Annotated in this window: 30 protein-coding genes; 9 read left to right on the top strand and 21 right to left on the bottom strand. The window is 60.6% G+C overall.

The genetic code is table 11. The features are described from left to right. Positions 1-132: 132 nt before the first annotated feature. From KUG85_RS17070 to KUG85_RS17040, 7 genes are all read left to right on the top strand, one after another. Positions 133-507 carry a hypothetical protein gene (locus KUG85_RS17070; protein ID WP_223006171.1) on the top strand — a complete coding sequence of 125 codons (375 nt, stop codon included), beginning with the start codon at positions 133-135 and terminating at the stop codon, positions 505-507. Between the two features lie 92 nt (positions 508-599). Continuing rightward, positions 600-1,853: a phenylacetate--CoA ligase family protein gene (locus tag KUG85_RS17065; RefSeq protein ID WP_223006170.1), complete on the top strand. Its 1,254-nt coding sequence runs from the start codon at positions 600-602 to the stop codon at positions 1,851-1,853. 191 nt (positions 1,854-2,044) lie between these two features. Next, positions 2,045-3,040 carry a DctP family TRAP transporter solute-binding subunit gene (locus KUG85_RS17060; protein WP_007008589.1) on the top strand — a complete coding sequence of 332 codons (996 nt, stop codon included), beginning with the start codon at positions 2,045-2,047 and terminating at the stop codon, positions 3,038-3,040. A gap of 103 nt (positions 3,041-3,143) precedes the next feature. Further along, positions 3,144-3,839 (top strand): TRAP transporter small permease, encoded by a 696-nt coding sequence (locus KUG85_RS17055; RefSeq protein ID WP_171900066.1) that lies wholly within the window; start codon positions 3,144-3,146, stop codon positions 3,837-3,839. A gap of 5 nt (positions 3,840-3,844) precedes the next feature. Then, positions 3,845-5,461 carry a TRAP transporter large permease gene (locus KUG85_RS17050; protein ID WP_223006169.1) on the top strand — a complete coding sequence of 539 codons (1,617 nt, stop codon included), beginning with the start codon at positions 3,845-3,847 and terminating at the stop codon, positions 5,459-5,461. 246 nt (positions 5,462-5,707) lie between these two features. Beyond that, a complete protein-coding gene (locus KUG85_RS17045; RefSeq protein ID WP_223006167.1) occupies positions 5,708-6,382 on the top strand; it encodes a GNAT family N-acetyltransferase in 675 nt (224 codons plus the stop codon). 34 nt (positions 6,383-6,416) lie between these two features. Further along, complete coding sequence (locus tag KUG85_RS17040) at positions 6,417-6,617, top strand: hypothetical protein (protein ID WP_065815750.1); 201 nt, start codon at positions 6,417-6,419, stop codon at positions 6,615-6,617. A gap of 15 nt (positions 6,618-6,632) precedes the next feature. Here KUG85_RS17040 and KUG85_RS17035 read toward each other — a convergent pair whose 3' ends face one another. The 4 genes from KUG85_RS17035 to KUG85_RS17020 form a co-directional block, all read right to left on the bottom strand. Further along, positions 6,633-7,757 carry a nickel/cobalt transporter gene (locus KUG85_RS17035; protein ID WP_223006166.1) on the bottom strand — a complete coding sequence of 375 codons (1,125 nt, stop codon included), beginning with the start codon at positions 7,755-7,757 and terminating at the stop codon, positions 6,633-6,635. Positions 7,758-7,760: 3 nt separating this feature from the next. Continuing rightward, positions 7,761-8,426, bottom strand: a complete 666-nt coding sequence (locus KUG85_RS17030; RefSeq protein WP_065815748.1) for a DUF1007 family protein — start codon at positions 8,424-8,426, stop codon at positions 7,761-7,763. Positions 8,427-8,496: 70 nt separating this feature from the next. Continuing rightward, positions 8,497-9,399 carry a LysR family transcriptional regulator gene (locus KUG85_RS17025; protein WP_223006165.1) on the bottom strand — a complete coding sequence of 301 codons (903 nt, stop codon included), beginning with the start codon at positions 9,397-9,399 and terminating at the stop codon, positions 8,497-8,499. An 11-nt stretch (positions 9,400-9,410) separates the two neighbouring features. Then, entirely contained in the window at positions 9,411-10,598 is a 1,188-nt protein-coding gene (locus tag KUG85_RS17020) for an amidase (RefSeq protein WP_223006164.1), read from the bottom strand. 547 nt (positions 10,599-11,145) lie between these two features. Between KUG85_RS17020 and odc2 the strand changes: the two genes are divergently transcribed. Next, positions 11,146-12,279, top strand: coding sequence for an ornithine/lysine decarboxylase (gene odc2 / locus KUG85_RS17015; RefSeq protein ID WP_007008597.1), 1,134 nt, complete (start codon positions 11,146-11,148; stop codon positions 12,277-12,279). 66 nt (positions 12,280-12,345) lie between these two features. Then, positions 12,346-12,909: a GNAT family N-acetyltransferase gene (locus KUG85_RS17010; RefSeq protein WP_223006366.1), complete on the top strand. Its 564-nt coding sequence runs from the start codon at positions 12,346-12,348 to the stop codon at positions 12,907-12,909. An 87-nt stretch (positions 12,910-12,996) separates the two neighbouring features. On the opposite strand, the gene KUG85_RS17005 is transcribed toward KUG85_RS17010, so the two are convergent. The 17 genes from KUG85_RS17005 to KUG85_RS16925 form a co-directional block, all read right to left on the bottom strand. Next, positions 12,997-13,278 (bottom strand): SCP2 sterol-binding domain-containing protein, encoded by a 282-nt coding sequence (locus KUG85_RS17005; RefSeq protein WP_065815746.1) that lies wholly within the window; start codon positions 13,276-13,278, stop codon positions 12,997-12,999. 127 nt (positions 13,279-13,405) lie between these two features. Continuing rightward, positions 13,406-13,939 (bottom strand): MarR family winged helix-turn-helix transcriptional regulator, encoded by a 534-nt coding sequence (locus KUG85_RS17000; RefSeq protein ID WP_065815745.1) that lies wholly within the window; start codon positions 13,937-13,939, stop codon positions 13,406-13,408. A 626-nt stretch (positions 13,940-14,565) separates the two neighbouring features. After that, positions 14,566-15,081, bottom strand: a complete 516-nt coding sequence (locus KUG85_RS16995) for a hypothetical protein (protein WP_223006163.1) — start codon at positions 15,079-15,081, stop codon at positions 14,566-14,568. Beyond that, positions 15,078-15,443 carry a hypothetical protein gene (locus KUG85_RS16990; RefSeq protein WP_374730097.1) on the bottom strand — a complete coding sequence of 122 codons (366 nt, stop codon included), beginning with the start codon at positions 15,441-15,443 and terminating at the stop codon, positions 15,078-15,080. The genes KUG85_RS16995 and KUG85_RS16990 overlap by 4 nt, the downstream gene beginning before the upstream one ends. 70 nt (positions 15,444-15,513) lie before the next feature. After that, positions 15,514-16,059, bottom strand: a complete 546-nt coding sequence (locus KUG85_RS16985; protein WP_025029080.1) for a rod-binding protein — start codon at positions 16,057-16,059, stop codon at positions 15,514-15,516. A gap of 60 nt (positions 16,060-16,119) precedes the next feature. Beyond that, the gene (locus KUG85_RS16980) at positions 16,120-16,509 is read right to left on the bottom strand and encodes a hypothetical protein (protein WP_223006160.1); all 390 of its coding nucleotides are present in this window, start codon (positions 16,507-16,509) and stop codon (positions 16,120-16,122) included. A gap of 2 nt (positions 16,510-16,511) precedes the next feature. Next, a complete protein-coding gene (gene fliR, locus KUG85_RS16975; protein WP_007008605.1) occupies positions 16,512-17,258 on the bottom strand; it encodes a flagellar biosynthetic protein FliR in 747 nt (248 codons plus the stop codon). 48 nt (positions 17,259-17,306) lie between these two features. Beyond that, positions 17,307-19,394, bottom strand: a complete 2,088-nt coding sequence (gene flhA / locus KUG85_RS16970) for a flagellar biosynthesis protein FlhA (protein ID WP_007008606.1) — start codon at positions 19,392-19,394, stop codon at positions 17,307-17,309. Between the two features lie 98 nt (positions 19,395-19,492). Then, positions 19,493-19,759, bottom strand: coding sequence for a flagellar biosynthesis protein FliQ (fliQ, locus tag KUG85_RS16965; protein WP_223006159.1), 267 nt, complete (start codon positions 19,757-19,759; stop codon positions 19,493-19,495). Between the two features lie 3 nt (positions 19,760-19,762). After that, the gene (gene flgD / locus KUG85_RS16960; RefSeq protein WP_065815739.1) at positions 19,763-20,161 is read right to left on the bottom strand and encodes a flagellar hook assembly protein FlgD; all 399 of its coding nucleotides are present in this window, start codon (positions 20,159-20,161) and stop codon (positions 19,763-19,765) included. A 3-nt stretch (positions 20,162-20,164) separates the two neighbouring features. Next, a complete protein-coding gene (gene flbT, locus KUG85_RS16955; RefSeq protein ID WP_065815738.1) occupies positions 20,165-20,602 on the bottom strand; it encodes a flagellar biosynthesis repressor FlbT in 438 nt (145 codons plus the stop codon). Beyond that, complete coding sequence (flaF, locus tag KUG85_RS16950; RefSeq protein ID WP_007008610.1) at positions 20,599-20,949, bottom strand: flagellar biosynthesis regulator FlaF; 351 nt, start codon at positions 20,947-20,949, stop codon at positions 20,599-20,601. The genes flbT and flaF overlap by 4 nt, the downstream gene beginning before the upstream one ends. Before the next feature lie 32 nt (positions 20,950-20,981). Next, entirely contained in the window at positions 20,982-22,031 is a 1,050-nt protein-coding gene (locus KUG85_RS16945; RefSeq protein ID WP_223006158.1) for a flagellar hook-associated family protein, read from the bottom strand. Between the two features lie 11 nt (positions 22,032-22,042). Further along, positions 22,043-23,503 (bottom strand): flagellar hook-associated protein FlgK, encoded by a 1,461-nt coding sequence (gene flgK / locus KUG85_RS16940; protein ID WP_025029084.1) that lies wholly within the window; start codon positions 23,501-23,503, stop codon positions 22,043-22,045. 37 nt (positions 23,504-23,540) lie between these two features. Further along, a complete protein-coding gene (locus KUG85_RS16935) occupies positions 23,541-24,797 on the bottom strand; it encodes a flagellar hook protein FlgE (RefSeq protein ID WP_223006157.1) in 1,257 nt (418 codons plus the stop codon). A gap of 101 nt (positions 24,798-24,898) precedes the next feature. Further along, positions 24,899-25,573, bottom strand: coding sequence for a response regulator transcription factor (locus tag KUG85_RS16930; protein ID WP_065815734.1), 675 nt, complete (start codon positions 25,571-25,573; stop codon positions 24,899-24,901). A 138-nt stretch (positions 25,574-25,711) separates the two neighbouring features. Next, positions 25,712-26,230: a transglycosylase SLT domain-containing protein gene (locus KUG85_RS16925; protein ID WP_407673693.1), complete on the bottom strand. Its 519-nt coding sequence runs from the start codon at positions 26,228-26,230 to the stop codon at positions 25,712-25,714. Position 26,231: the final 1 nt, after the last annotated feature.

The raw sequence follows: 26,231 nt of genomic DNA, 5'->3' as shown, positions 1-26,231 counted from the left end.
GCGCGCTGCGCTTGCAATGATGTCAAAATCGGGCAATTGAAATGGGTATCGCCCGGCCCTGAAGGGGGCGGGCCGTTTCCAAGGCGGTGCGCTGTCGGTGCAGTACCGTAGGCGCAACAGGAGGCCAGAACCATGAAGACAGGCAAAATTCTGACGCTCGCAACGCTCGTTTCGGCACTCGCAGTGGCCGGCTGCCAGACGGGTATGCCCGAACCAATTGTTGCTTCCGCCCCTGCGGGTGTTGAAGGAAATTGGATTGGTGCGGAGGGATTGGTTTCATCGTTCAACAACGGAGCCTTTCAAACGAAGGCGACCGACACAGGGGAAGTGATAGCTACCGGCAGCTACACGGAAAAAGCCGGTAATTTGGTTGAAATCAATGTGCAGTCGCGCGTGCGCGCCCCACAACTGGTGAACTGCTTGAAAGCCACATATCAGGGCAATGCGGTCGTGCAACTGAACTGCTCGTCCGAAACTGGTTCCCAGTTCGTCCTACGTCGGGGCTGAATACCGCAATTTCTCTAGACATGACCTTGGTCGGTCTTGCTCCCTGGGTGTGATTGTTGCGATAACATGCTCAAAACCCTTTGGGAGGAGCCATGTCACCGCATTTCGACGCGCTGGAAATTCGTGATCCGGCGGAGCGTGAGCGTGACCTGTTTTCGGTCCTGCCGCATTTTTTGAGCGGCGCCGTGGCCAAGGCGGAGGGGCTGGCGGCATGGCTTTCCGGGTACGATCTCTCCAAAATTGTTGATCGTGCGGCGCTTGAGCGGCTGCCGGTCCTGCGCAAACCGGAGCTCCTGGAACTGCAGCAGGCGAAGCCGCCCTTCGGCGGTTTTGTTGATCCAGACGCGCTCGAGGGAGCGCGTGTTTTCATGTCACCGGGACCGATCTGGGAAATTCAGGGGGCGGGCGCCGATCCCTGGCAGGCGGCACGCGCCTTTTTTGCTGCCGGCGTGCGGCCCGGGGCGCGTGTTCACAACGCGTTTGCCTATCATATGACGCCGGGCGGTTTCGTGCTCGACACGGGCGCGCGGGCGCTCGGATGCAGCGTGTTTCCTGCAGGCACCGGCAATACGGACATGCAGGTGGAGGCGGCTGAAGCATTTCGGCCGGATGTCTATGCCGGAACGCCGGATTTTCTGAAGATCATGCTCGAACGGGCGGATCGCGATGGCAGGGATCTGTCATCAATCCGGATCGGTCTGGTTTCGGGAGGGGCGCTGTTTCCCTCACTGCGTGAGGAATACCGCGCACGGGGCATAAACGTGCTGCAGTGTTACGCCACCGCCGAGTTTGGCGTGATCGCTTATGAATCGACCGGGCCTGACGGTGCACCGCTGCCGGGCATGGTGGTCAACGAAAACCTGATCGTCGAGATCGTGCGACCGGGCACCGACGATCCGGTGCCGGAGGGAGAGGTGGGTGAGGTTGTGGTGACCTCGCTTAACCCGGCTTATCCGCTGGTGCGGCTTGGAACCGGAGATTTATCCGCAGTGCTGCCGGAAAAGAGCCCGTGCGGCCGTACCAATATGCGTATCAGGGGCTGGATGGGACGTGCCGACCAGCGAACCAAGGTCAAGGGCATGTTTGTCGATCCCAAACAGATCGCGGAGTTGACGCGCAGACACGGCGAAATCGAACGCGCCCGGCTTGTGGTGACCCGCGATGGCGCAAGCGACGCCATGGCCCTGCATGTCGAGACAATCACCGGTACCGCTCCGGACACGACCGCGATCGAGACAACGCTGCGCGAAGTCACGAGGGTCGGCGGGCGCGTGGTGCTGGCTGAGCCGGGCAGCCTGCCGCGCGACGGCAAGGTGATCGCCGACGAGCGGGAATATTCAGACTAAAGCATAAGGGAGAAAAGCGGGCCGCAATTCGCGTCTCGCTTGATTTCACGTCACCCGTATCACAGGATATGGTTGCAATGTCGCTGGACGCTGGTGATCGTCCGCGCCGTGCCAGAAAAGAAACAGGCGGTGACAGGCCGCGATTGTTCGTCCGCAGCGTGATGCGGGCTGTGCAGAGTGGAGGAGACCCCATGCGACTTTTGATCGGTGCCGTCTCGGCGCTTTCCCTGACCGTGCTTGCAGGTCAGGCCCAAGCCCAATGCGACGATGGCGAAATGGTTATCAAGTTCAGCCACGTGGTTGCCGAAAAAGGCCATCCCAAGGGCGATGCGGCAACGCTTCTGGCGGAACGGGTGAATGACGAGATGAACGGAACCGCCTGTATGGAGGTGTTTCCGAACTCGACGCTTTATGACGACGACAAGGTGATGGAGGCCCTGCTTCTGGGCGACGTGCAGCTTGCCGCACCCTCGCTGGCGAAATTTGAGGCCTATACGCTCAAATATCGCCTGTTCGACCTTCCGTTCCTCTTTCCCACACTTGATGCGGTGAACAAGTTCACCACGTCGGATGATGGTCAGGGCCTGCTGACAGTGATGGAAGACGAAGGCTATACCGGCCTTGGTTTCTGGTCGTCGGGTCTCAAGCAGTTTTCTGCCGGCAAGCCTCTTATGGAGCCGCAGGATGCGGCGGGGCTGAAGTTCCGCGTGCAGACCTCTGACGTCGCCGTGGCCATGATCGAGGCAATGGGCGCATCGGCGCAGAAACTTGCTTTCAAGGAAGTTTACGGTGCACTGCAGACCGGTGTCGTGGATGGCCAGGAAAACAGCTGGTGCAACATCTACACCCAGAAATTCTTTGAGGTGCAGGACGGGATCACGGAGACCAACCACCAGCTTCTCGCCTATCTTCTCGTGACCTCGACAGAATGGCTGGAAGGTCTTGATCCGGCAGTGCGGGACCAGTTCGTCTCCATTGTTCAGGAAGTGACGGAGACAGCCAACGCCAATGTTGCCGACCAGGAAGGAACCTGCCGACAGAACATACTCGACGCCGGTGGCACGATCCGTGAACTGAGCGCCGAGCAGCGCGCGACCTGGGTCGAAACCATGAAGCCCGTCTGGGCGAAGTTCGAAGGTGATATCGGCAAGGAACTGATCGATTCAGCTGCCGCAAGCGGCTCCTGAAGTTTCAGTCTTTCCCGACGCGGCGTCTCCCCTCGTCGCGTCATGCAGGGCCGTCCGCTGCGTGCGGGCGGTCTTGTGGCAGGTGATCTTCGGGAGGGAAATCATGGTTCTGATATGGCCGGCGCTCGGGCTTGTGGCAATCGTGGCCGTCATGTTCCTCCTGGAACGGCGTTTTCCCGATGCGGTCGGGCGGTTTGAAGAAAACGTTCTTGCCATTCTTCTGGCAGCCATCACGTTCGTCTCTTTCACGCAGGTTGTCGCCCGATACGGTTTCAACAGCGGTTGGGGCGGTGCGCTGGAGTTTACGCGCATCCTGTTTGCCTGGATGATCCTGTTCGGGATGAGTTATGGCGTGAAGAACGGGATTCATCTGGGGGTCGATGCCTTTATCAGGCTGCTTCCTTCGCGGCTCTTCAAAGCGGTGGCGATCTTCGGTGCCGTCTGTGTTTTCCTCTACGCTTTCATTCTTCTCTATGCGGGCTGGATGACGCTGGTGGGCGCCGATGTGTCCACCAACTGGCGCCAGACCGGCGCCATCGGCTACTGGACGTTCATGTTTGATCGGGGCACCGGGCTCGACGACCTGCGGTATCCGCTGTGGATGCAGGAGGCGTTCGGTCTGCAGGATCGTGTGCAGCGCTGGGTGGCCTATCTCATGCTGCCCGTCGGCCTGGCACTCCTCGCGTTTCGCGCCCTGCAGGGTGTGGTGGGGATCGCCAGGGGTGAGCGCGACCTGATCATTGCCGGCCACGAGGCGGAGGACCTCGTTGCTGAAAACAAAGATGCCCTGAAGGAGTAGCGGCGATGGAACCAGCCATTCTCTTCGTCCTTGTTCTGCTCCTGCTGTTTCTTGGGGTGCCGGTGGCGGTGGCTCTCGGGCTCTCGTCGCTGATCATCATCGCCTTCTTCTCCAGCGATTCCATCTCTTCCGTCGCGCTGCAGCTCTTCACTGCCTCGCAGAACTACACGCTTCTGGCGATCCCGTTCTTCATTCTGGCTTCGGCCTTCATGTCGACGGGCGGCGTGGCGCGGCGCATCATCCGCTTCGCCATTGCTTCGGTGGGCCATTTTCGCGGCGGTCTGGCAATGGCGTCTGTGCTGGCCTGCATGATGTTTGCGGCCCTTTCCGGCTCATCGCCGGCAACGGTGGTTGCCATCGGCACCATCGCCATCGCGGGTATGCGGCAGGTGGGCTACTCCAAGGAATTCGCGGCCGGCATCATCGCCAATGCGGGCACCCTTGGCATTCTGATACCGCCATCCATCGTGATGGTTGTTTATTCGGCGGCGACGGACGTCTCGGTCGGGCGTATGTTTCTGGCCGGTGTGGTGCCCGGGATCGTCGCCGGACTGATGCTGATGGTTGCCATCTATGTGATGGCACGGGTGCGCAACCTGCCGGCGGAAGAGTGGAAAGGGTTTCACGAGATCGTCGCGGGTGGCAAGGAGGCCGGCTGGGGTCTGTTTCTGATCATCATCATTCTTGGCGGGATCTATGGCGGGGTGTTCACGCCCACGGAGGCGGCGGCCGTTGCCGCTGTCTACTCCTTCGCGGTGGCGCTGTTCGTCTACCGCGACATGGGGCCGATGAAGGATGAGCGGTGGGTGAAGGAGGACGACGGCAGGCGCGCGCGGGTGGGGTTTTCCGCCACAGTCTATGCGCTCGCGCTTTTCTTTGTCTGGATGATCCTCAGCTTCTTTCTGACCGCCGACTGGGAAGGGGTCACCTTTGAAGGGCGCACGCTTACGGGGCTCGCCCTGTCTCTGGTTGCCATGGTGGCTTACGCGCTGTGGCGCGGCGGGGACGGGCTGGCGGCGCTGCCGGGGCTGCTGGCTGCAAGCCTTCCGATCTGGCGGCGCAATCTGAGCCTGATGGGCCGGAATTTCCTGCGCGCCTTCTTCAATGAAGAAACGCGCAAGGTGACCGTGGATGCCGCACGCACCACGGTGATGCTGATGTTCATCATCGTCAACGCGCTGCTTTTCGCGCATGTGCTCACGGCCGAGCGCATTCCACAGGCGATCACCGGTCTGATGGTCGATGCGGGGTTCACCTGGTTTACCTTCCTGATTGCGGTGAACCTGCTTCTGCTCCTGGGCGGGCAGTTCATGGAGCCCTCGGGCCTGCTGCTGATCGTTGCGCCGGTGGTGTTTCCCATCGCCATGGAACTGGGCGTCGACCCGGTCCATCTTGGCATCATCATGGTGGTGAACATGGAAATCGGCATGATCACGCCGCCGATCGGGCTCAATCTGTTCGTGACGAGCGGCATAACCGGCATGAGCCTGATCCAGGTGGTGCGCGCGGCGGCGCCGTTCGTACTGGTTCTGTTTATCTTCCTGATACTGGTTACCTATATGCCGATTATGTCAACATGGCTGCCATACAGCCTTATGGGGCCTGAGATCGTGACGAGATAGATGCCTTTTGAGGCTTTTCGTTAAGTAAACGTTAACGATTTGGTGGTTAGGCTTTCGATTGTCGGATCGGCTTTCCTCCTCCCAAGCACGGTTCGAAACGGGGCGGCCGACCAGTGGCCGCCTCGTCCGTTTCTGGCATCCTTCTCCAATCATTTCTCTGGCGCAGGTCTGCATGCGGTGCTGGGCCTTTTTGGGCATGTGCGGCCGTGCTTTGCAGAGCGGTAGACAAGGCTGGAGAACACCCCTATGCAGACCGACCTCAAAAACTGGACAGCCCGACCGCGCCCGGTGCGCCAGGTTCTGGAGGGGCGCACAGTTCTGCTTGAGCCACTCGATCCTGCGCGCCACGGCGATGGTCTTTATGCCGTTTCCAGCGTTGCCGACGCGGGAGAGCGGTTTCGCTGGCTGGCCGAATATCCGCCGGAAAGCAGGCAGGCGTTCACAGCGTGGCTTGAGAAGGCGGCCACAAGTGCGGACCCGTTCTTCTATGCCGTGATCGACAGGGAGACGGGGCAGGTTGGCGGCCGGCAGGCGCTGATGCGCATCGACCCCGCAAATGGTGTTATCGAGGCGGGAAGCATCTATTGGGGGCCGGGGATTTCGCGCACCGTACGGGCAACCGAGGCGCTTTATCTCTTCGCCTGCCACATTTTCGACGATCTGGGTTATCGGCGCTTCGAGTGGAAGTGCAACAATGCCAACCTGCCATCGCGCAGGGCAGCAGAGCGGTTCGGCTTCACGTATGAAGGTGTTTTTCGCCAGCATATGGTGGTGAAGGGAGAGAGCCGTGACACTGCCTGGTTCTCGATACTCGACAGCGAATGGCCTGCGGTAAAAAGTGCATTTGACGCATGGCTTGATCTAGCCAATTTCGATAAGGAAGGCCATCAAAAGAAACGGCTGGAAGCTTTCAGGGAGTAACCCTGAAGTGCGGCGAACGGACAGGCAGGATCACTTGTCGGAAAATCGCAAGGCGGCGATCGCAGCCGCGCTCATCCTCATCGGCTTTGGTCTTGTGGCCTATCTGATGCCACGCATCATGCTGGCAATCGGCGCGTACTCGCCCTGGGTCGCCGGTGGGTTCGCGGTTTTGTTCGTGCTGGCGTTCTTCATGGTCTTCTGGTTGCGCGCCCGCGCTCAGCGGAAGCGCAACTGATACGGCCTTCCCGGGTCAGGCCGCAAGGCTTGCGGCAAGGAGGGTGAGGCCCAGAACCATGACAAGGGCAGCGCCGCCAATCTCTATCGCGTTGTGAAGCCGGTTGCTCGCGCGGTTGCCGCCTGACAGCGCCACCGCCCAGTTCTTTGCCGTAACCGCAAGGGTTGCCAGAACCGAAACGGTGATCGCCGTTCCGATCGACATGGCGACCACCGACAGAATGCCGCCCAGCCAGAGGCTGTTGAGAAACGCAAAGGTGAGCACGATCAGTGCGCCGGAGCAGGGACGTATGCCCACGGCGGCGATGGCAGAGCCTGCGGTTTTCCAGTCAAAACGCTCACCCGTCAGCAGGGCGGGATCCGGCGCATGTGCGTGACCGCAGCTGGGGCAGACCTCGCCGGGACCGTGATCATGCGAATGCTCGTGCGCGTGCCCGTGATGATGGTCATGTCCACATGCGTGTTCATCCGGGTGGTGATGGTCGTGATCGCAGGTGGAATGGTCGTGATGATCGCCACAATGCGCATGCCTGTGATGATGTGTGTGGTCATGGACATGCGCTGCCGAAAGGCTGTGCATGGGTTGCGGTGCGGGGGCGCTGGTGCGGATAAGGCCCGAGGTTTTGCGCCACAGGAGCCAGGCGCCGAAAGCGGCGATCAGGCCGAAGCTGACGGTTTCCAGAAACCAGGCGGCGTCGGTCATGGAGATCGAGGTGCCACGTAGCGCAAGGAACACGACACTCATAAGGACGATGGCGGTCAGCCCCTGCAGAAGAGCGGAAGCGAAGGAAAGGATGACGCCGCGGCGCAGCGCCACCTCATTGGCCAGCATGTAGGAAGAGATGACGGCCTTGCCGTGTCCCGGCCCGGCTGCGTGGAAAACGCCATAGGCGAAGGAGAGACCGATCAGAACCCAGAGCCTGCTGCCATCTTCGCGCATCGCCTTCAGCGCGCCGGTCAGCGTGCGGTAAAAGGCCTGCTGCTGGGTGTTGATCCATTGCAGGGTGCCGGCAAAAGGGCCGGTCGGGGTGATGGCCGGTTCGGCCGCGCCGATGCCGAGCGAGCTTTGCGCCATTGCCGCGCCCGCGGCCAGAAGAGTGATCGCTGCGGCGGCAATGACGACACGGCGGGATGGGAGCATGGGTCAGCTATCCTTGCTGCAGGTTAACTCCAGGCGAGTCGCAAAAATCTTGCTCATGTCATTGCCGGTCGGATCGTTGAAGAAAGCGTCCGTCAGGGTCTGCTGGTTCTGGGCGATCGCTTCATCGGGGTCCGGACGGACAACGCTGCTGGTACAGCCTGCCGGGAGGTTGTTGACGGTCATGTAGCTGTCTTCGATAAAGTCGATGGCTGTGTAGAATGTGGGGTCGTAGACGCCGAAGGCGATCTCGCCTGTGAGGGGGAGAGTCGTTTCGGGCTTCGATTCGAACAGGATGATGAGCTGATTGTCGACAAAATCGGCAATGAGCCGCTCGGGTGCCTGCATGGGCACATCCTTGCCATCCCGGGTGACAAGCTGGAAGTAGTTAAAGTCGGCAAGCGACCCGTGAACCACGCTCGCCACCTCGTCCAGCTCTGCCTGATCGAGTGCGAGGTCCTGATTCTTGTCGAACTCGACGAGAACCGTGCTGGAGAACAGGTCGTCGAAGCGCCAGACATGGTGCAGGGAGGCAACATTTCCATTGCCATCCGCGTTCACGTCAAGCCTGGCTTCGGCGAAGACGTGGGGGTGGGCGAAGGCAGACGCCGCAAAAGACAGAGCAAAAAGGGCGGTCCCCGCTCTGAGCATGAAATTTGTCCGAATCGCCATGTGCAATCGTCCCGCTCCCATCTGGCTTGTGCTGTCTTCTACACGAACCGGGCGGAAATTGGACGATGTGTTATTTGTTTGGATAATTTTCTTTCAGCCATTGCGCGAGATAGTCCACCAGGGCGCGGACCTTTGCAGGCAGGTATCGGCGGTGTGGGTAGATGGCGTAAATCCCGGCGCCATCGAAACTGTTTTCCTCAAGCAGAGACACGAGACGGCCGGCGCTGATTTCAGGGTCCGCGATGAAGTCGGGCAGGATCGCAAAGCCAAGGCCCGATAGCGCCGCAGCGCGGGCTGCCATGGGGCTGTTCACCTCCAGGCGCCCGGTCACGGGGACATTGACGGTGGTTCCGTCATCCAGCCTGAAGGGCCAGTTCTGGCGGTAACGGCTGTTTGTGTCGACGATGCAGGGCAGGTGGGTGAGATCCTGTGGGCTTCTGGGCTCTCCGTGAAGGGAGATCAGATCGGGTGAGGCGCAAAGCGCCACGCGGAAGGGGGCCAGACGTTTGGCGATGAGCGAAGAGTCGGCCAGCTTGGTGATGCGAATGGCGAGATCGAACCCTTCCTCGACGAGATCCACGAAACGGTCGTCAAGATTGATCTCGAGCGTGACATCGGGGTGCGCCCTGGCAAAATCGATCAGGGATTGGCCGATTGGAGCGTCCGCGAATGTGCGGGGTGCGGAAAGCTTGATCCTGCCGCGCACATCTCCAGAGGAATCGCGCACCGCTTCGGCAAGGTCCTCAACGTCGCGCAAGAGCTCGACGGCCCGGGCGAAATAGGTGTGACCGGCCTCCGTCAGGGACAATTGCCTTGTGGTGCGGTTGAGCAGGAGCGCGCCGAGTTCATCTTCCAGTTCGCGGACATATTTCGACAGAAGCGCCTTCGACTTTCCCACTTTGCGGGCGGCGGCGGAAAAGCCCTCCGCTTCGACAACATCGACGAATGCGCGCATACGGCTGAGTGTATCCAAGGGAGTTTCCTTCAGCTTCCGGAGAGGATATCGGCGGCAAGGCGGATGAGCTGCCGGTCACTGCCGGCGGGTCCGAGAAGCGAGATGCCGAAGGGGGCATCATGCACCTGGCCGAGGGGGATTGTGATCTGCGGCCAGCCAAGCAGGCCGGCGATGGCGGTGAGTTTGAGTGCAAGACCGCGGTAGCGGTCGAGCTCTTCGAGTGTCGCGCTTTTCAGTGGTGCGACGGTCGGCTGGGTCGGCATGACCAGCACCATGTCGCGGTCGAAGAGCGCGGCGAAATCCTGCTGGAAGCGCCGGCGTTCCGCGCGGGCCTCGGCAACGGTTGCAGCACTGATGCGGCTTCCAAACTCAAAACGTTCCCTGACACCGGGGCCAAGTTCCGGTTTTGCACTGCGGATAAAATCGCCATGCACCTCCCAGGCCTCAAAAGCCTGGATGATGCGGAAGCATTCAAAAAGCTCTTCCAGGGAACCAGGCAGCGCAAGGAAGGCGGCCTCCCGGTCGAAATGATGCACGACCGTCGAAAGCATTGTGCCGTAGACGGCGCGCTCCTTCTCTCCGAACAGAAGCGCTTCGAATTCCGAGATCCGAACGGGGCGTGCGAGGTGATCGTCGTACGGGTCGTTGCCGAGCAGCACTTCGCCGACACGGGCATAGGTTGCAGCGTCGCGTGCGAACCAGCCAAACGTGTCGAATGAAGGGGCAAGCGGCATGGCGCCGTCGAGCGGAATGCGCCCATGGGTGCTGCGGAGACCGATCAGGCCGCAGTAGGAGGCTGGCGCGCGGATTGAACCATTGGTGTCGGAGCCTGCGGCGATGTCGGCCAGCCCGCCGGCGACGGCAGCCGCCGAACCGGAAGACGAACCGCCTGTGAAACGCTGGGGCGCGGCGCGATTGACCGGCGCCGGGTAATGGGCGTTCTGTCCGATCATGGAGAAGGTCAGTTCGTCTGTCTGGGTCTTGCCGATGAACCGGGCGCCTGCATCGAGAAGACGCTGGATCGGCGGTGCGGTGCCGGGGGCGCAGGGATGGATTTCGGCCCGACGTGGATTGCCGCCACCGGTCGGATAGCCGGCAACGTCGAAAATGTCCTTCACGCCGAGCGTCAGGCCTGCCAGCGGGCCCTCGCCAGATGATGGAGGAGGGGCGTCCGGATAGTCGAGGAAAGCGTTCAGCGTATCGCGCATCTTCATCATCTTCGTTTTCCTCGTCGGCCCCAGAGCGCCAAAGGTCGGCATTCGCGCTCTTTTTTTCAAGCGCACAAAATTTTTCATTGATTGTGACAGTCGTTGCGACTATATCCGCGCTGCCCAAAGTCGCACGTGCCTGTGGGTGTCCGCCGGACCTCGAATATGGCGAGGAAACCGGTACGGTACCTGGACCTAACCGCTCCAGTCGGTCTGATGGCCAACCATCAAACCGAGGACATCTTGAAGCAACGACGGTGCGGGCCTTTCTGGTGTCTGCCGGCTGTCCAAAAGCCGGGGTTACTGAAGAGGCACACCTTCATTGCCGGCAGTGCGGTTGGGGTCTCCCATCCAAAGCTGAGGCAGACAAAGCGCATCTTCGCCGCGAGGCGGGAATGCATCGTAGCGCGTTGTCGCATGAACTGGTTCCGGTGCTCTCCACCTGCCGGCTCCCGTGTGCGCATGCCGCGCCCTTTGTCCACCGCGGAAGCGAGGTTCGCTTTTGCAGTTTCGAAGCTTCGGTAACGCGGCCCGGAAGCCGCAATTGGAGAGACATATGGCCACCCAGCGCATTCTCGACTTCCTCGCCACCCGACGTCCCGACGGTCCCTGCCTCGTCGTCGACCTCGATGTGGTGCGTGACAATTACTGCGCCTTCGAAAAGGCACTGCCCGATTCCCGGATCTACTATGCTGTGAAAGCCAATCCTGCGCCGGAAATCCTGCGCCTTCTCGCTCAGCTCGGCTCCAGCTTCGACACCGCTTCCGTGGCGGAAATCGAGATGGCGCTGAATGCGGGCGCGACCGCAGATCGCATCTCCTACGGGAATACGATCAAGAAGGAGCGCGACATCGCGCGCGCCTACGAGCTTGGCATTCGCCTGTTTGCCGTCGACTGCGAGGAAGAGGTGGAGAAGATCGCGCGTGTTGCTCCCGGTTCACGCGTGTTCTGCCGCGTCCTGACGGATGGTGCCGGCGCTGAATGGCCGCTCTCGCGCAAATTCGGCTGTGTTCCGGCCATGGCGGTCGATGTTCTGCGCCATGCCCGTACGCTCGGCCTCGATCCTTATGGCGTTTCCTTCCATGTCGGCTCGCAGCAAACCGACCTCGATGCATGGGATCGTGCGCTGGCGGATGCCCGTGGTGTCTTCGGTGCGCTGGCGGATGAGGGCATCGTGCTGCGCATGGTCAACATGGGCGGCGGCTTCCCAACGCGGTATCTTCGTGACGTGCCTGCCGCACAGGCATACGGTCAGGCGATCTTCTCGGCGCTTCGCAAGCATTTTGGCAACCGAATTCCCGAGACCATCATCGAGCCGGGCCGCGGCATGGTGGGCAATGCCGGCGTCATCAAGTCGGAAGTCGTCCTGATCTCCAAGAAGGCCGATAACGACAATGTGCGCTGGGTTTATCTCGACATCGGCAAGTTCGGCGGTCTGGCCGAGACCATGGACGAGGCGATCCGCTACCCGCTCGTGACGCGTCACGATGGCAGCGAAACGGCACCATGCGTGCTGGCCGGTCCGACCTGCGATTCCGCCGACGTGATGTATGAGAAGACCCCGTACCCGCTGCCGCTGTCGCTGACCATTGGCGATGAAGTGCTGATCGAGGGTACGGGCGCCTACACCACGACCTACGCATCGGTGGCCTTCAACGGATTTGAGCCGCTTCGATCCTATGTGATCTGACAGGTGAAACGGGTTGCCCGCGCAAACCTGCGCGGGCCGGATTTCTCGGATTTCGGGATCGAGGCCATGAACCAGGCTGTTGTCGGTGGCGCACCAGCGCACGCCTTTTCTATTCTTTGTGAAACCGCGCGGGACGTGGCTGAGCGCGAGGCTCTGCTCGACCGTGTCATGGGACCCAAGCGCAGGCTGAAATCATCGGAGAAGCTGCGCCGTGGCCGTCTGCCGGCCGAGGGGCTGGCCTTCGTGGCGCGTGACGAGGCAGGATATCTGATCGGCTCTGTCCGGCTTTGGAACGTGCGCCTGGGCGCAGAGGGGGCAAACGCACTCCTTCTCGGGCCGCTTGCGGTGGAAACTGCGCTTGCGGGACGTGGCGTCGGGGCTGCGCTGATGCGCCATGCAATCGCCGAGGCGCGTCGACTGGAGCACACAGCGATCCTTCTGGTTGGCGATGCTGCTTATTACGAGCGGTTTGGCTTCTCATCCGATCTGACGGGTGCGCTTGCCATGCCCGGGCCCTATGAGACGGATCGGTTTCTGGCGCTCGAACTCCGGCCCGGTGTGCTCGCAAACGCATCCGGAACGCTCTGTGCCAGCGGTCGCACCGGGATCACCCGGAATCTGGTTGCGTAAAGTGAAAGGGCGGACCGCTCTCGTATCGCGATCCGCCCGAAAATGCCTGTCCCGGGGTGCATAAACGCCCCGTTTGTCCAGCGCCGGTTACAGAACCTGGCTGAGCTGCATGGCGACCGACATATCGCCGTCGACCTTGAGCTTGCCCTGCATGAAGGCTGCGGTTGGATCGAGATCGCCTGCGATCATCGCTTCAAGATCGTCTTTCGACAGGCTGATAACGCAATCGGCGTCACTGTCTTCGGTGGAAACCGTGTTTCCGTCGATGACGACGACGCCGTCATTGCCGCAGTCGAATTTCACTGACCGGTCGAAACCCGAGTCTGCCACGCGTGCCTTCACTTTCTCGGCGATTGCGTCCATCCCCATGCATATTCTCCCTGTAAACGCATCTACGCTGTGTTGTCGTGCAATTGGCTTCACCCGTGCGAGGCACGCGTTGCCGATGGCCGACACTAGACGCTAGTTGACGTTTACGTCAACGTCTTTGTTGACCTTAGCGACGCGGGATCGGCGTTCTTTTCTTGCCGGCAAGCAGACGGTCGAGAAGTGCGATCAGAGCGTCTCGGTTCTCTTCTCCACCCAGTCTTTCAATGATCCGCTTCTCGTGCTGTGTCCACAGCTTGGATATCTCGGCGATAAAATCCGAACCCTTCGCGGTGAGGTGAAGCGAGTGCGAGCGGCGGTCAATGTCGCCCTTGCGGCGCTCGGCGAGGCCCCGGGTTTCCAGGCAATCCATAAGTGCAACGAAATTCGCGCGTTTGATGCCGAGCTGCTCCGCCACTTCGGTCTGTTTTTGACCGGGGTTGGTGGCGATCAGGGATAGCACCGCAAATTCCGTCGGCCGCAGCTTTACGCAGGCGAACGATTTCTGAAAATCCTGAAAAACGGCAAGCTGCGCGCGGCGCAGCTTGTACCCGATGGCTGTCGCCAGAAGCGGTAAGCAGTGGCTGTTTGCATTTGTATCAAAGACATTAAGGTAATCTTTGTCCGGTGTCCGGGCGGAAATATCGACCGAGGGCTGGGTCATCGTCACTGTAAATCTCCAAACTATACTCTTTCGGCCCGCGCAAATCGCAGCGTCGAAACAGCGCTCCGCGTCTCTACCGAAAAATGGTGAGATAAAAGCAGTAGCGAAAGACTGTTTGCATACGTTGGCCGTATAAGGCAACGCCTTATATCCACATTAAACAAATCGATTTTGGACAGGAATGAGGCGCGGAGATACAAAAGTTCGCAGAAAGCAGGTTTTATTCGCCTTCTATTTCCTAATATAATCTTTATGAGAGATATTTTTTCAAATATCCAAATTTATATTTTTAGACATATGTAAACGATTCTCGCGCCTGACCATTTTGCTCGGTTTATGGTTGGGGCAGGGCGTAAACCCGATGGGCAACGAGGGCCAGGGGGATGAAAGCGGAGGCGTGAGAGCCTGAAACCCGGATCGGTTCCCCACTTCGTGTAAGCGTTGACCGGCCCTAAAACGCCGGACCGAAAGAGTGAACCCTGCGTTCAAGCCGACCCTGCGGCCATATTGATAGGCCGCGACGCTAGAGCATCGGACCGAAAAGTGGAATCCGGTTTTCGGGTTATTCCGATGCTCCATTTATAGTTTAGATCGTCCTTTGTGCGTCCGCATGGACGCACGGCGACCTAGTGAGCGTTCTTCTGCGGTAGGGGTGCCGCGTTGGCTGGCCCAAGGCGGCTGCGCGCGGTCTTGTCACGGATCTCGGCCTTCGAGAGATAGTCGGCCTGTTCGATGAAAACTTCGTGGATGAGCTTTTCGCCCACGCGTTTGTTGATGCTCTCGCGCAGGCCATCGCGGAAGGCGGCGACATCGAACCCATCCTCGCTGGCGTAGTCGATCGTGGGGTTCGCATAGAGATGGGAGTAGATTTCATCCACCAGCATCGTTTCCACCGGGATGCTCAAGGCGGGCAGCTTCTTGGAATCGACCGAGTAGGAGAGGCGGGTCAGAAAGTAGCCGTCCACCGCCCCGGCCTTGATGACCGGCACCGATATGACATCGGTGCTCACATAGTCGAGACCGCCGAAGAATGCAGGCGGCGGCTCGGCACTGATCCTGGCCTGTGAGAACTGGAACGAATAAAGCATCGTTCCAACCGTCACGGCGCAGATCCAGAGGGCGGCGAAGACGAACTTGATCATGCTGGCGAGGCCTGCCCGAATTCCTGCTGAGAGTAGGTGCCGTCCGTCTGGGCGCGCTGGATGGCGTCCTGGAGCAGATCGGCGACCTCATTCACCGCGCCCATATGCGCGCGGATGGTGGCTTCATTGTCGGCGAGCTTGTCGCGCAGGCGGATAAGGGCGTCGCGGTGCGCATTGGCAAGACCGGCCTCGTTGGCTCCTTTGAGCGCGCGGGTGAGCTCGTAGAGGTGGCGGCTCTTGCGCGCGTTGGAAGCCTTGAGGTCGAAGGCAGGATCATTGCGGATCGCAGCCGTCTCGGCATCGATGGTCTCCTCAATGCGGCGCATGATCGCCAGGGCGCTTGCGCCGCCGTGCTGGCTCATAGCCAGAGAGGCATTCTCGGAATGGGCTGCGGAGGTCATATCATACATGGTTTCGTTCCGTTTCTGAACTTCAGCTCTCTTCGTCGCGGCTGGACGACGGTGCAGTGTTTACGCCCAGCGTTTTCGCGGCGTGCCGCTCGATTTCCTCGACCATGGCGGTGGACAGAAGTGTTCGTCTGCCTATCGCTTCCTGTTCGGGCGTCTGAGAGACGGCGCCCACGGGCACTGGCTTTTCGTTTTCAACCGTGTAGTCGCGCAGGACATTGCGGGCGATGCCGATGCCACCCTTTTCAGCCAGCGTCTCGCTTAGCTGCTGCGCCAGCATTGAGCGCCACATTTCGCCGGCAAGGCCCTCACCGTAAACGGCGGAGGTTTCCTCGGGCAGAAGCGATTGCATGAAGTTCTGCAGCACCATCGCCTCGAACTTCTTTTCGACGTCAGAGGGCGCGTTCACGCTGACCTTCGTGGTGCCGACGGGCTGGTTGTCGAACACTGCCGAGAAGCTGGCGGTCGCACCCGACTTTGCCTGGAGCCGCTCTCTGGCGGCTGCGGCTTTGGCGGGGTCGGCGGCGCGCGCCACGTTCAGGACAATGTCGCCGGGAGGCGATATCGCCAAGGCGTCCTCCATCGTTCGTGTCTGTGAGGGACATATTCCCAGAACAAGCTTGTGGGAGGCTTAAGCCCCGTTTGTGCCGCGGCGTTCGATGAACTCCAGACGCTCCTTGTCGGCGGCGCTGCGTTCTTCGAGATCAGCGGCTTCGCGGTAGGCGCGGGCGAGCGCGTTGCTGCGTGCATCCGCCTGCATGATGCTTTGGGCCTCCTGCCGGGCGCGGTCGGCACTAATACGGCTGCGCTCAAGCGCGCTGGCGACACGGCGGTGGTAGAGCTCGGGGAACAATGCGGTCATGGCGGTGCCGCTGTCGAGCGTTTCGGTGATGGTTCTTGCCTCGTCCCGGGCGGCAGCGGCTTCGGCTATGTGCGCGGCGTGCTGTGCCTGATGGAAATCCTTGAGGCGTTGCATCACCAGAACCAGTTTCTGCAGGCGTTTCTGGCGGGGTGTCGGCATCGCTAGCGCCCTTCGAAGATCGGGAAGAAGCCCTCGGCAAAGAGCCCGAGGAGCGAGGGAATGGCGAAGTAGAGAAGAATGATGCCACCGGCGATCACGAAAGGCAGGGAGATGAAGTAGATCGGAATCTGCGGCGTGAGCTTGTTGATGAAGCCGATGGCAAGGTTCACCAGGATGGCATAGGCCAGGAACGGGCTGCCAAGCCGGATCATCACGAAGAATGCGTCGGAAAGCGTGTCTGTTATATCGGTCAGTGCCGCCTGCGGATCGAACAGGCTTTCGATCGGGGCAAGCTCGTAGGAGACCACAAGTGCGCGAATGATCTGATGGTGGAAATCGAGAACGAAAAGCAGCATCAGGGCTGACAGCGAAATGAGTGCGGTCAGGGGCGGCTGTGCTTCCGCCTCCTCGATGGCCGTACCGCCTGCCGCCATGCCGAAGCCGGAAAACATCGCCATGGACGTGCCGATGAACTGAAGCGACAGCACGTAGAGACGCGCAATGAGGCCGATCAGCGCTCCAATAGCCAGTTCGGAGGCAATGAGCAGGAACAATGGACCGGGCTCGCTGGAAACATGCGGCGTGATCAGGTCCCACAGATGTGCGAGCATGGCGAGTGTTGCCGCCACCGCTACGAACAGGCGCACCTGCATCGGCACGCGCACGCTCGACAACCCCGGCATGAACAGGAAGCATCCGCCGATGCGGCAAAAGGCGAGAAATGCTGCCAGAAGCGGGGTTTCGAGCATGGCGTCAGGCCACCGCCGCGGTCACTTTCAGGAGGCGGGCGACGCGCATCAGGAAATGGAACCCAATACGCTGAGTTCGACGCCCTTTGCCATCTCCACATGGCTGAGGACCGGAAGCGTCGGGAAAAGCCGTTCGGTGATCATGCGTACATAGGGGCGCGCCTCCGGCGCGGTGACAAGCACAAAGCGTTCGCCGGCATCGAGATGCTTGCGGATGGCGGTGCTCGCTTCCTGACCAAACTCCTCGAGCTGACGCGGGTCGATGTCGAACTCGCGGATTTCGCCTTTGGCATCGCGCTTGAGTGCCTGGTGAAAGGCGAGGTCCCAGCGGCCGCCGAGCCGCAGCACCTTGAGGGTATTGCCCTCGGTCAGATCGCCGCAGATCTGCTGTGCCATGCGAATGCGCACATGCTCCACGATCTGCTCTGTGCGGCGGATATGCGGCGCGATCTCGGCTATGGCCTCGATGATGAGGTGCAGGTTGCGGATCGACACGCGCTCGGCCAGGAGCAGCTTCAGCACCGCCTGCAGGCCCGGATAGGTGATGTGCGAGGAGCAGATTTCGTCGGCAAGCTTGCGGTATTCGGGGTCGAGCCGCTCAATGAGCGCCTTCATGTCCTTGTAGGAGAGGAGCTGCGGTAGGTTGTTGCGGATCACTTCGCTCAGATGGGTGAGCAGCACAGACATGTTGTCGGCGAAGGCGTAGCGCTCGCGTTTCAGGTCGTCAGCGAACATTTCCGGCACCGAGAAGGCGCGCATGCCAAAGGCGGGTTCCTTGACCTCCTCGCCGGGGATGTCGGGCATGCGGTTGTTGCCGACCAGAACGAGCAGTTCTCCCACGCGCATCTGGTATTCGGTAACCACCGTGCCATGGATCTTGATGCGGTAGCTCTTTGGCGGGATCGAATAATCGTCGGTCAGCCGTACCTCGGGCACCACGAATCCGTATTGCGCGGCGAATTTCTTGCGCATCTTGCCCATGCGGTAGGCGAGTTCCTGATGCGATGCCAGAAGCCGCGTCGAAAGCTGTTTGCCGATGAGAAGCTCGATCTCTGCGGTTTTCAGCGATGATTTGACGGAGTTGCGCTCTTCCTCTTCCTGAGAAAGCTGCTCCTGTCTCTGTGCCTCGTTGTGCTTCTCCTGCCTTTGGCGCGCCCGCCGTGGCAGCGCATAGCCGATCCCGGCCATGGCGCCGGCCAATGCCACAAAGGGCAGGAAGGGGAGGCCGGGTACAAGGCCGAGCACGGTCAGGAGCATCGCGGCAACAAAGAGCGCGCGCGGATAGGCGCTGAGCTGCCCGAACACGGCCTGGTCGGCGGAACCGCGCGTGCCGCCCTTGGAGACAAGCAGGCCGGCCGCCAGTGAGACGATGAGAGCCGGGATCTGCGAGACAAGGCCGTCGCCCACGGAAAGCTTGGTGAAGACATCCGCCGCTTCGCCAATGCTCATGTCGTGGCGTGCGTAACCGATGGCGATGCCGCCGACGATGTTGATGGCGGTGATGATGAGGCCGGCGATGGCGTCGCCGCGCACGAATTTGGATGCACCGTCCATGGCGCCGAAGAAGGAGCTTTCCTCTTCGAGTTCGGCGCGCCGGCGCTGGGCTTCCTTGTCATCGATCGTACCGGCAGAAAGATCGGCATCGATGGACATCTGCTTGCCGGGAATGGCGTCGAGGGTGAAGCGGGCGCCGACCTCGGCGATACGCGTCGATCCCTTGGTGATGACGACGAAATTCACCACCACCAGAATCATGAAGACGATCAGGCCGATGACGAAATCGCCGCTCATCACCATGCGCGAGAAACCGCCGATCACGTAGCCTGCCGCATTCGCTCCCTCATGTCCTTCCGACAGGATCACGCGGGTCGTGGCGATGTTGAGCGAGAGGCGCAGCATCGTCGCAATGAGCAGGATTGTGGGGAAAGACGAGAAATCCAATGGCCTCTGAATCCACAGTGCGACCATCAGGATCAGCACCGAAAGCGCGATGGAGAATGCGAGGCCGACGTCGATCAGAAAGGCCGGGATGGGCAGGAAGAGCACCGCCAGAATGATGACAATTCCAACGGCAAAGCCGATGTCGCGGCCGTGTTTTCTGGTCTCTGCGCCCGTGATTGCTTCGCTCAACGCCATGCCGGTCTTCCCACTCGATTCAGGACGCGTTTGCACGCCCGCGCGCTGACGCTAGCGCGTCAAGCTTGCGCGAAAGAGGAGAGTGGCGCGGGAAGAGGTCAGAAGCCGCCTTCGATGCGCTGAAAGATGACGTTGCTGAAACCGGAAATCTGCGAGGCGACGAAGGGCGCCGAGAGGGCAACCGCAACGAGGATCGCCACGATCTTGGGAACGAAGGTGAGGGTGATTTCCTGCACCTGTGTCAGCGCCTGCACAAGCGCGATGCCGACGCCGACCACCATGGCGACGATGACCGCGGGGCTGGAGGCCACCAGGACGGTCCAGATCGCATACTGGACGATATCGAGGGCGTCGGCTTCGTTCATTGTCTAACGGATTATGACGCCGGGTCCGACGGGGATCTTGTCGCCGCTTTCCAGAATGGCCATGACACCATCGCTGTAAAGACGGACTTCGGCGACCTTGCCGGTCGTTTCGCCATCGGCGGACGTGATTTCGCGGCCAACCAGGCTGCCGGCCTGCGCAAGCGCGGACGCCTGCAGAATCTGGTCAAGCTTGGCATTGGCCTGCACCGACTGCTCCACCTGCGAGAACGTGGCGAGCTGCGCCACATAATCGGTGGATTCCATCGGGCTCGTGGGATCCTGGTTTTTCATCTCGGCCACCAGCAGGCGAAGGAACGCCTGATAGTCCACCGTCTGCGGTGCGGCAACCTGCTGCGTACCGTTGCCGTAGGTCTGTGCGCCCGATGCTGCTTCAACGTTCATGGCTTATTCTCCTGCAACGGCGGCGACCGGCTGGCTCTCCGCCGATCCTGTTTTCTGGATCATGATTTCGTCTTCGACGGGATAGAGCGCACGAATTTCCTTCAGCGCGTCATAAACCTGGCCGTTGGCCACAAGCTCCTCGACATGCTTCAGCCCGGCACGAATGCGCTCACTGGTGAAGCTGTTGAGGAGTCTGGGCAGGAGCTGGCTGAAGAGACGGCGCGCGTCGTCTGCATTGTCCGGCGTGATCAGCATGATCTGTACCGTGAAATACAGCTGCCGCAGCGGCGTCCGTGCGTCTTCCGCCTGAAGAACATGGTTCTCAAGCAGGAACTGGACATTGTTCAGAAATTCCAGCGTGACTTTTCGATCGGTCTTGATGACCGCGCCGTTGACGTAGATCTTCTCGTTCGCCTTGAGTGATATTTTTAACGTGCTCATTGCTGAATGCCGTCGCGGATGATCTGCGACACCTCGATAAGGCCATCAAGGTTCTGCGATCTTCCCTGACGCACTTCTTCTCCTTCCCGCAGCAGCCATAAGCCGATGGAAATAAGATTGGCCCTGAGTTCTTTGGGAAGCTCGTTTTCCGGATTGCCGAGATCGTCGATGAAGGCAGTCCAGACGCGGATCATGAAATGGATTGCCTCGACGGCTTCCTGCGAGTTCACACCCTTTTCGCGCGCAGCCTGGAGAAGATCGATTGAACGGCTTAGAACCTGTTCCTCCCGATCTCGGGCGTCGGCGAGCGAGTCTGTCTGAACTTCGCTGTAGGAAAACTGGTACATGTGCTTCCCGTTCGTTTGATTCCGGCTGTCTGTTATCGCAGATAGTTCAATAGGCTGAGTTGCTGGAGCCGGGCTGTCAGTGCGTATGAGGCATCGAGCTGCGCTCTCAGATCGTTGACCCGTGTCGCTGCCTCGTAAGGATCGATGCCTTCGCTGTCCTTGATGAGGGTCTTGAACAGATCGACCTGGGATGAAATGCGCGCGCTCGCGTCCGAGACGCGGTTTTCGACGATGCCGGCCTCGGCCTGCGCACCGGCGATGTCAGCGATCGCTTCCCCCACCAGCGTGAGCGACCGGTCGTACAGGACGTTGCGGGCCTCCTCGCCGAGCGGTCCGCTGAGCAGATCGGAGATCGTGGCCGCGACCATGGCCAGTTTGCGTATACCGGTTTCATTTGCCGTGAGCGAGGTTTCGGCGGTCTCGTTCAGGGCGATGCGGCTGGTGATTTTCTGGTTGGATGCGCTCGACCAGTTGGTCTCCCATCCCGCTCCGATGAACTGAGACTCCACATAATTTGTCAGGAAGTCATCCATGTCGGCCGCGCTGATGCTCGCGGCCGCAGGATCGTTCTGTGTGAAACCGAACTTTGCCACGAATGCCGCATCGAATGCGGCCTTGGCCGGGGAGGCCGGGTCGTGAAAGTCTGCCACAGGCTTCACGTCCGTGTTGATGCCCGCAAACAGATACTCGCCGTTCAGATTGCTGTTGAGTATGCCGGTCATCGTCTTGAGCACGCGTTCGGCTTCACCCCGCGACACGGAAACCTGGTCGATGTCCGATTTCGCCGCGGTCAGCGAGGCAAGCAGACTTTGCCCCATATCGCCAAGCTGGGTCATCGCGTTCTGCGTTGCCGAAAGACGATTTGCTGCGATTGCGTTGGCGTCGATCAGCCCGTTCAGACGATCGATGTTGCGGTTCATCGACAGGTTGCGGCCAGCGTGTGCGCCAAGGGCGATACCAACGTCCGAGTGGCGTCCGGTCTGCGATTCCTTCAGGCTCTCGGCAAGCTCGGCCTGCATGCGCATGGTCTGGTAGCGCAGCGTCTGCGACATGGCCAGCGACGAGATGAAGGAGGTTTTCATGTTCGGTCTCTCTACCGGGTTGCCTGCAGCAAGGTGGACAGCATTTCGTCGATCACCGAGATCAGCCGCGCCGATGCCTCATAGGCGTTTTCGAGATCGAGCAGCAGTGCCATTTCGTTGTCGACATTCACGCCGGTTGCGTTGGAGAGTGCGGTGGCCGTGCGCACGGCGAGCGCTTCCTTGCCTTCCGCACCGCTTGCAGCCTGTTTGCGGTTTGCTTCCAGCCAGCTGACGGAATCGAACGAAAAGGCCGTTACGCTGCGGTTCGTGTCGAGACCGGCCAGCGGGTCGAACGTCATGGGTTCGTCAAGGCGTTCGGAGTAGCGCAGGAGCAGATCCGAGAATGAAGCCGCGCCGGTTGTGTTGTGCAGATAGGCTGCGCCATTGGCACCGCCATCCCTTAACAGTGACGGGTCGCCGCCTGCGTTTTTGTCGAACGCAGCGTTCACGCGGATCGCACCGGCCAGGCCGTCGATCAGGGTGCCCGCCGGCGGGATGCCGGGCCCGCCGGCCCAGCTGAACAGGCCGGCCATATCCGGGAGTGTGCCGCTCGGATCGGTCTCCGCAAATGCCGTGATCAGGCCGCGTGCAACCTCGTCGAGCTGGCGCTGCATCTGCAGCGCGGTCTCGTCGCGCAACTGAAGGGAGGCTGCGATGGAGCCCTTTGCGCTGGTGTTGCCACCAACACCCGGCACCAGGGGCACGCCGTCGACATAGACCGAATTGCCGGTCGTTCCCGGACCATAGCTCGTGTTCGGGGTGAATGTGACGGGCCGGGGAATTGTCTCGAACAGCGTTGCTCCGTCCGCGGTGACAATCACCATGTCGTTTCCGGAGCGCGTCGTGGTCGAGATGGCCACATATTCCGAAATCTTCTTGAGGAGTGCATCCCGGCGATCCAGCGCATCCGAAACGTCGCGCCCGGAGCGTGTACCGTTCACGACCTCCGTATTGACGGTCTCGAACTCGCCCAGGAGATAGTTGAGGTCATCCACGGCCGTTGCGATGTCACGATCGGCATCGGCTCTGAAGTTTTGCACCGCGCCCGCACCATCATTGAGCGAACGCACCACCTGATGTGCCGCCTGCACCGCGCTTTCGGCGAGTGTTGCGTTGGAGGGGGTGCCTGCATAGAGCTGCAGCGCCTCCTGCAACTTGCTGATGGCGGTAGCCGGCGCGTTCGCGTCCTCCACGCCATTGACTGTCAGGCGCATCGTATCGAGCCCGCCGGACATGGCCTTCTGGCCCTGCCATGCGGAAATTGCGAAGAGATTTTGCCGGAAGAGAACTTCATCGGCGGCGCGTCGGATCTGGACGACGCGCGCGCCGGGAGCCATGCTGGACAGAAGCGCGCTGCGATGCGCGTAGTCCGGGTTGCTGGCTTCCGAAACGTTGCGAGAGACGACCGAGGTCTGGCGCGAGGTGTTGAAAAGCGCCGTCTGCGCGATGTTCAGTGCAGATGTCAGTGACATTTACGTTCTTCCACTCCCCCGTTCCGGAAACCCACGCTTATCGCTTCAGATTGACCAGGAGTTCCATCAGCTCGGAACCGGTCTGGAATGACTTGGAATTGGCCGTGTAGTTGCGCTGGGCCTCGATCATGTCCGTGAGCTCTGTGGCGATGTCCACATTGGATCGCTCCACCGCGCCCGGCGTTACCTTTCCAAGACCGCCGCTTCCCGAGAAGCCCAGTTGCACGCCGCCCGAGTCTGCACTTTCGGAAAAGACGTTGCCGGTGATGACCTTCAACTGGTCCGGGCTCTGCACGGTCGCGAGTGGAATGCGGTAGAGTGCACGCCTGGATCCGTCCGCATATTGTGCGAAGATTGTGCCGTCCTCCGAAATCTCGACGCTGTCGATGGCGTAGGGTGCGCTTCCGTCCACCTTGCCGGTGACCGAGAAGTCCGTGTCGAGCTGCGTCATGTCCGACATATCAATCGTCAGCGTGTCGCCGCCTGGTACGGTCAGGGAGATGTCCGTCGGGCTGCCGCCGGCGAGTTTGCCGTTGGTCGGGTCGAAGGTGAGTGTGGTCGTGGCCAGCGGCGGGTTGGCATAGGGGAACGACGTGTCGGGTGCGGCATCCGCGCGGTCGTAGACGGTGACTTCCCAGGTGTCCGCGCCGGTCTTTGTCATGTAGACGTCGAGCAGCTGTTTGCCGCCGAGATTGTCGTAGGCCACGAGCGAGGTCTTGTGCGTGTACTGTGCCGTGGCGGCGTTGGCGGAAGGCAGATCCGCTGCCGCGACAACGTCCGAGCTCGATGGCAGGTTGGCTGTGAGTGTGCCATTGCGCGATGGCGTCGCCACCAGTTCCGACTGCGCGATCGTCACGGTTTCAAGACCCGCATACCCGTTTGCGGTGACAGCGGGAACGCCATTGGCGTAGCTGTACCCCATGAGCTTGTAGCCAGCGGCATTGACGAGTTCACCGTCGGCGTTCGGCACAAAAGAGCCGGCACGGGTGAGGAATGGCTGGCCGTTGGTGCCCTGGACGACGAAGAAGCCGTTGCCTTCGATGGCAAGGTCCGTTCCCGACGTTGTGTATTGCAGCGGGCCGGACTTGGAAATTTCATAGCGGATCGATGTGGTGACACCGCCCGAATTGTATGAGCCGCCAGAGGACGGCAGGACAAGCGAGGAAAATTCGGCCTTCGCGCGCTTGTAGCCATTGGTGCTGGAATTGGCGATGTTGTCGGCAACGGTGGACAACCGGTTGGATTGTGCCGCCATGCCGGAAACGCCGGTACGCATCATGCCGTAAAGGCCCATCGGAAGTCTCCTCGTAGTCTGCGCCGATCACGGCCAAGGTAGGAGACGTGACTTGCGTGAAACTGGTGGTGGCGTGTTCTGAGGGAAAAAACGCTGGCGGATTATGTATCCGCCAGCCGGTAGCCGAGGTAGCGTTTGGAATCGATCGGGTCGAAACCGAGTTTTTCGCGCAGTTTCTTGCGCAGTTTGCTGATGTGGCTTTCGACCACATTCTCTTCGACGTCCTCGTCGAAGATGCCATAGATGGCATTGAAGATCTGGGTTTTGGTGACCCGGCGCGTCGGATTGCTCGCCAGATATTCCAGGATACGGCGTTCGCGGCGCGGCAGGGGGAGCGGTTGCCCCTCGATTTCCGGATCGCGTCCGTCGAAGTAGATGCGCATGGCACCGATTTCGGTAAATGTCGCGGCTTCCTGCTGGGCCCGGCGACGGATCGCCGTGATGCGGGCCAGAATTTCGCGGATGTGCACCGGTTTGCGCACGACATCGTCGACACCCCACTCGAACAGGCGCAGTGTGTCATCGAGCGAGTTGCGTTCGCTGAGCGCGATCAGCGGTGCTGCCGAACGTTCGCGAATGCGCTGGGCGCGAATGTCGCCCTCTTCGCACTGGCCGAGCAGGAAAGCACTGACGGCCTTCAGTTCTTCGTCGGCGACAGTCTCGACCCATTCGCCGAATTCATCCGGTGCGAAGCCCGCGCTCGCAACCCCCTCACGATTGAAAAGTGAGTGATAACCTTCAGTCACCAGCTCACGCTCGTCTATCACGACAATCAACGGCCCGCCCTCCGAATCAACTTATGTGTCAAGTGGTAACTGGTCGGGCGAATCGCACACAACCATGAATTCTCAGGAGTCAATATTGGGGAGTCGGTCTGTGGGCGTTTTTCAGTTCACAGAAATCAATGAATTCAATTAATGGTTGCAAAAACGACGTGCCTCGGGTGTCCACGCACCGAAGCCCGTTGTCACCATGTTGGTGATTACCCGACAGACATAGCGCTTCTGCGCCGGATCGTTGTCGGGACCGGCATGATAGCGTGCCACGGCCATTGACCAGGAGCCGTGGCGCTGTTTCAACTGAACCAGGAAACGGGCCGCGTAGTCGACATTCTGACGCGGGTCCAGCATGGACCCTAGATTCCGGAATTGATCGCCATGGTAGTGGTGGTTGATCTGCATGCAGCCAAGGTCAATGAGTTTCTTGCCCTCGCCGCGTGCCCGCTCGAAGGTGCGGATCGCTTCACCCGCGCTGCGGGCGAAGACGGCCTTGCCTTCAATGTTGAGGGCGTAAGGCTGCAGACTTCCCTTCACGCCGGTCTCCGTGAGCCCGACGGCGTAGAGGATACCGGGCGGAACCTGATAGCGTTCCGCCGCGCGGAGAATCTCGCCCTCGCAGGCGTTGCCGGCCGCCTGCGCGTCTCCTGCGAGCATG

The sequence above is a fragment of the Nitratireductor rhodophyticola genome, from assembly GCF_019891355.1.
Classification (GTDB): domain Bacteria; phylum Pseudomonadota; class Alphaproteobacteria; order Rhizobiales; family Rhizobiaceae; genus Nitratireductor; species Nitratireductor rhodophyticola.
The sequence above is the reverse complement of the archived record's forward strand: the minus strand, read 5'-3'. Positions and strand labels throughout refer to the sequence as shown.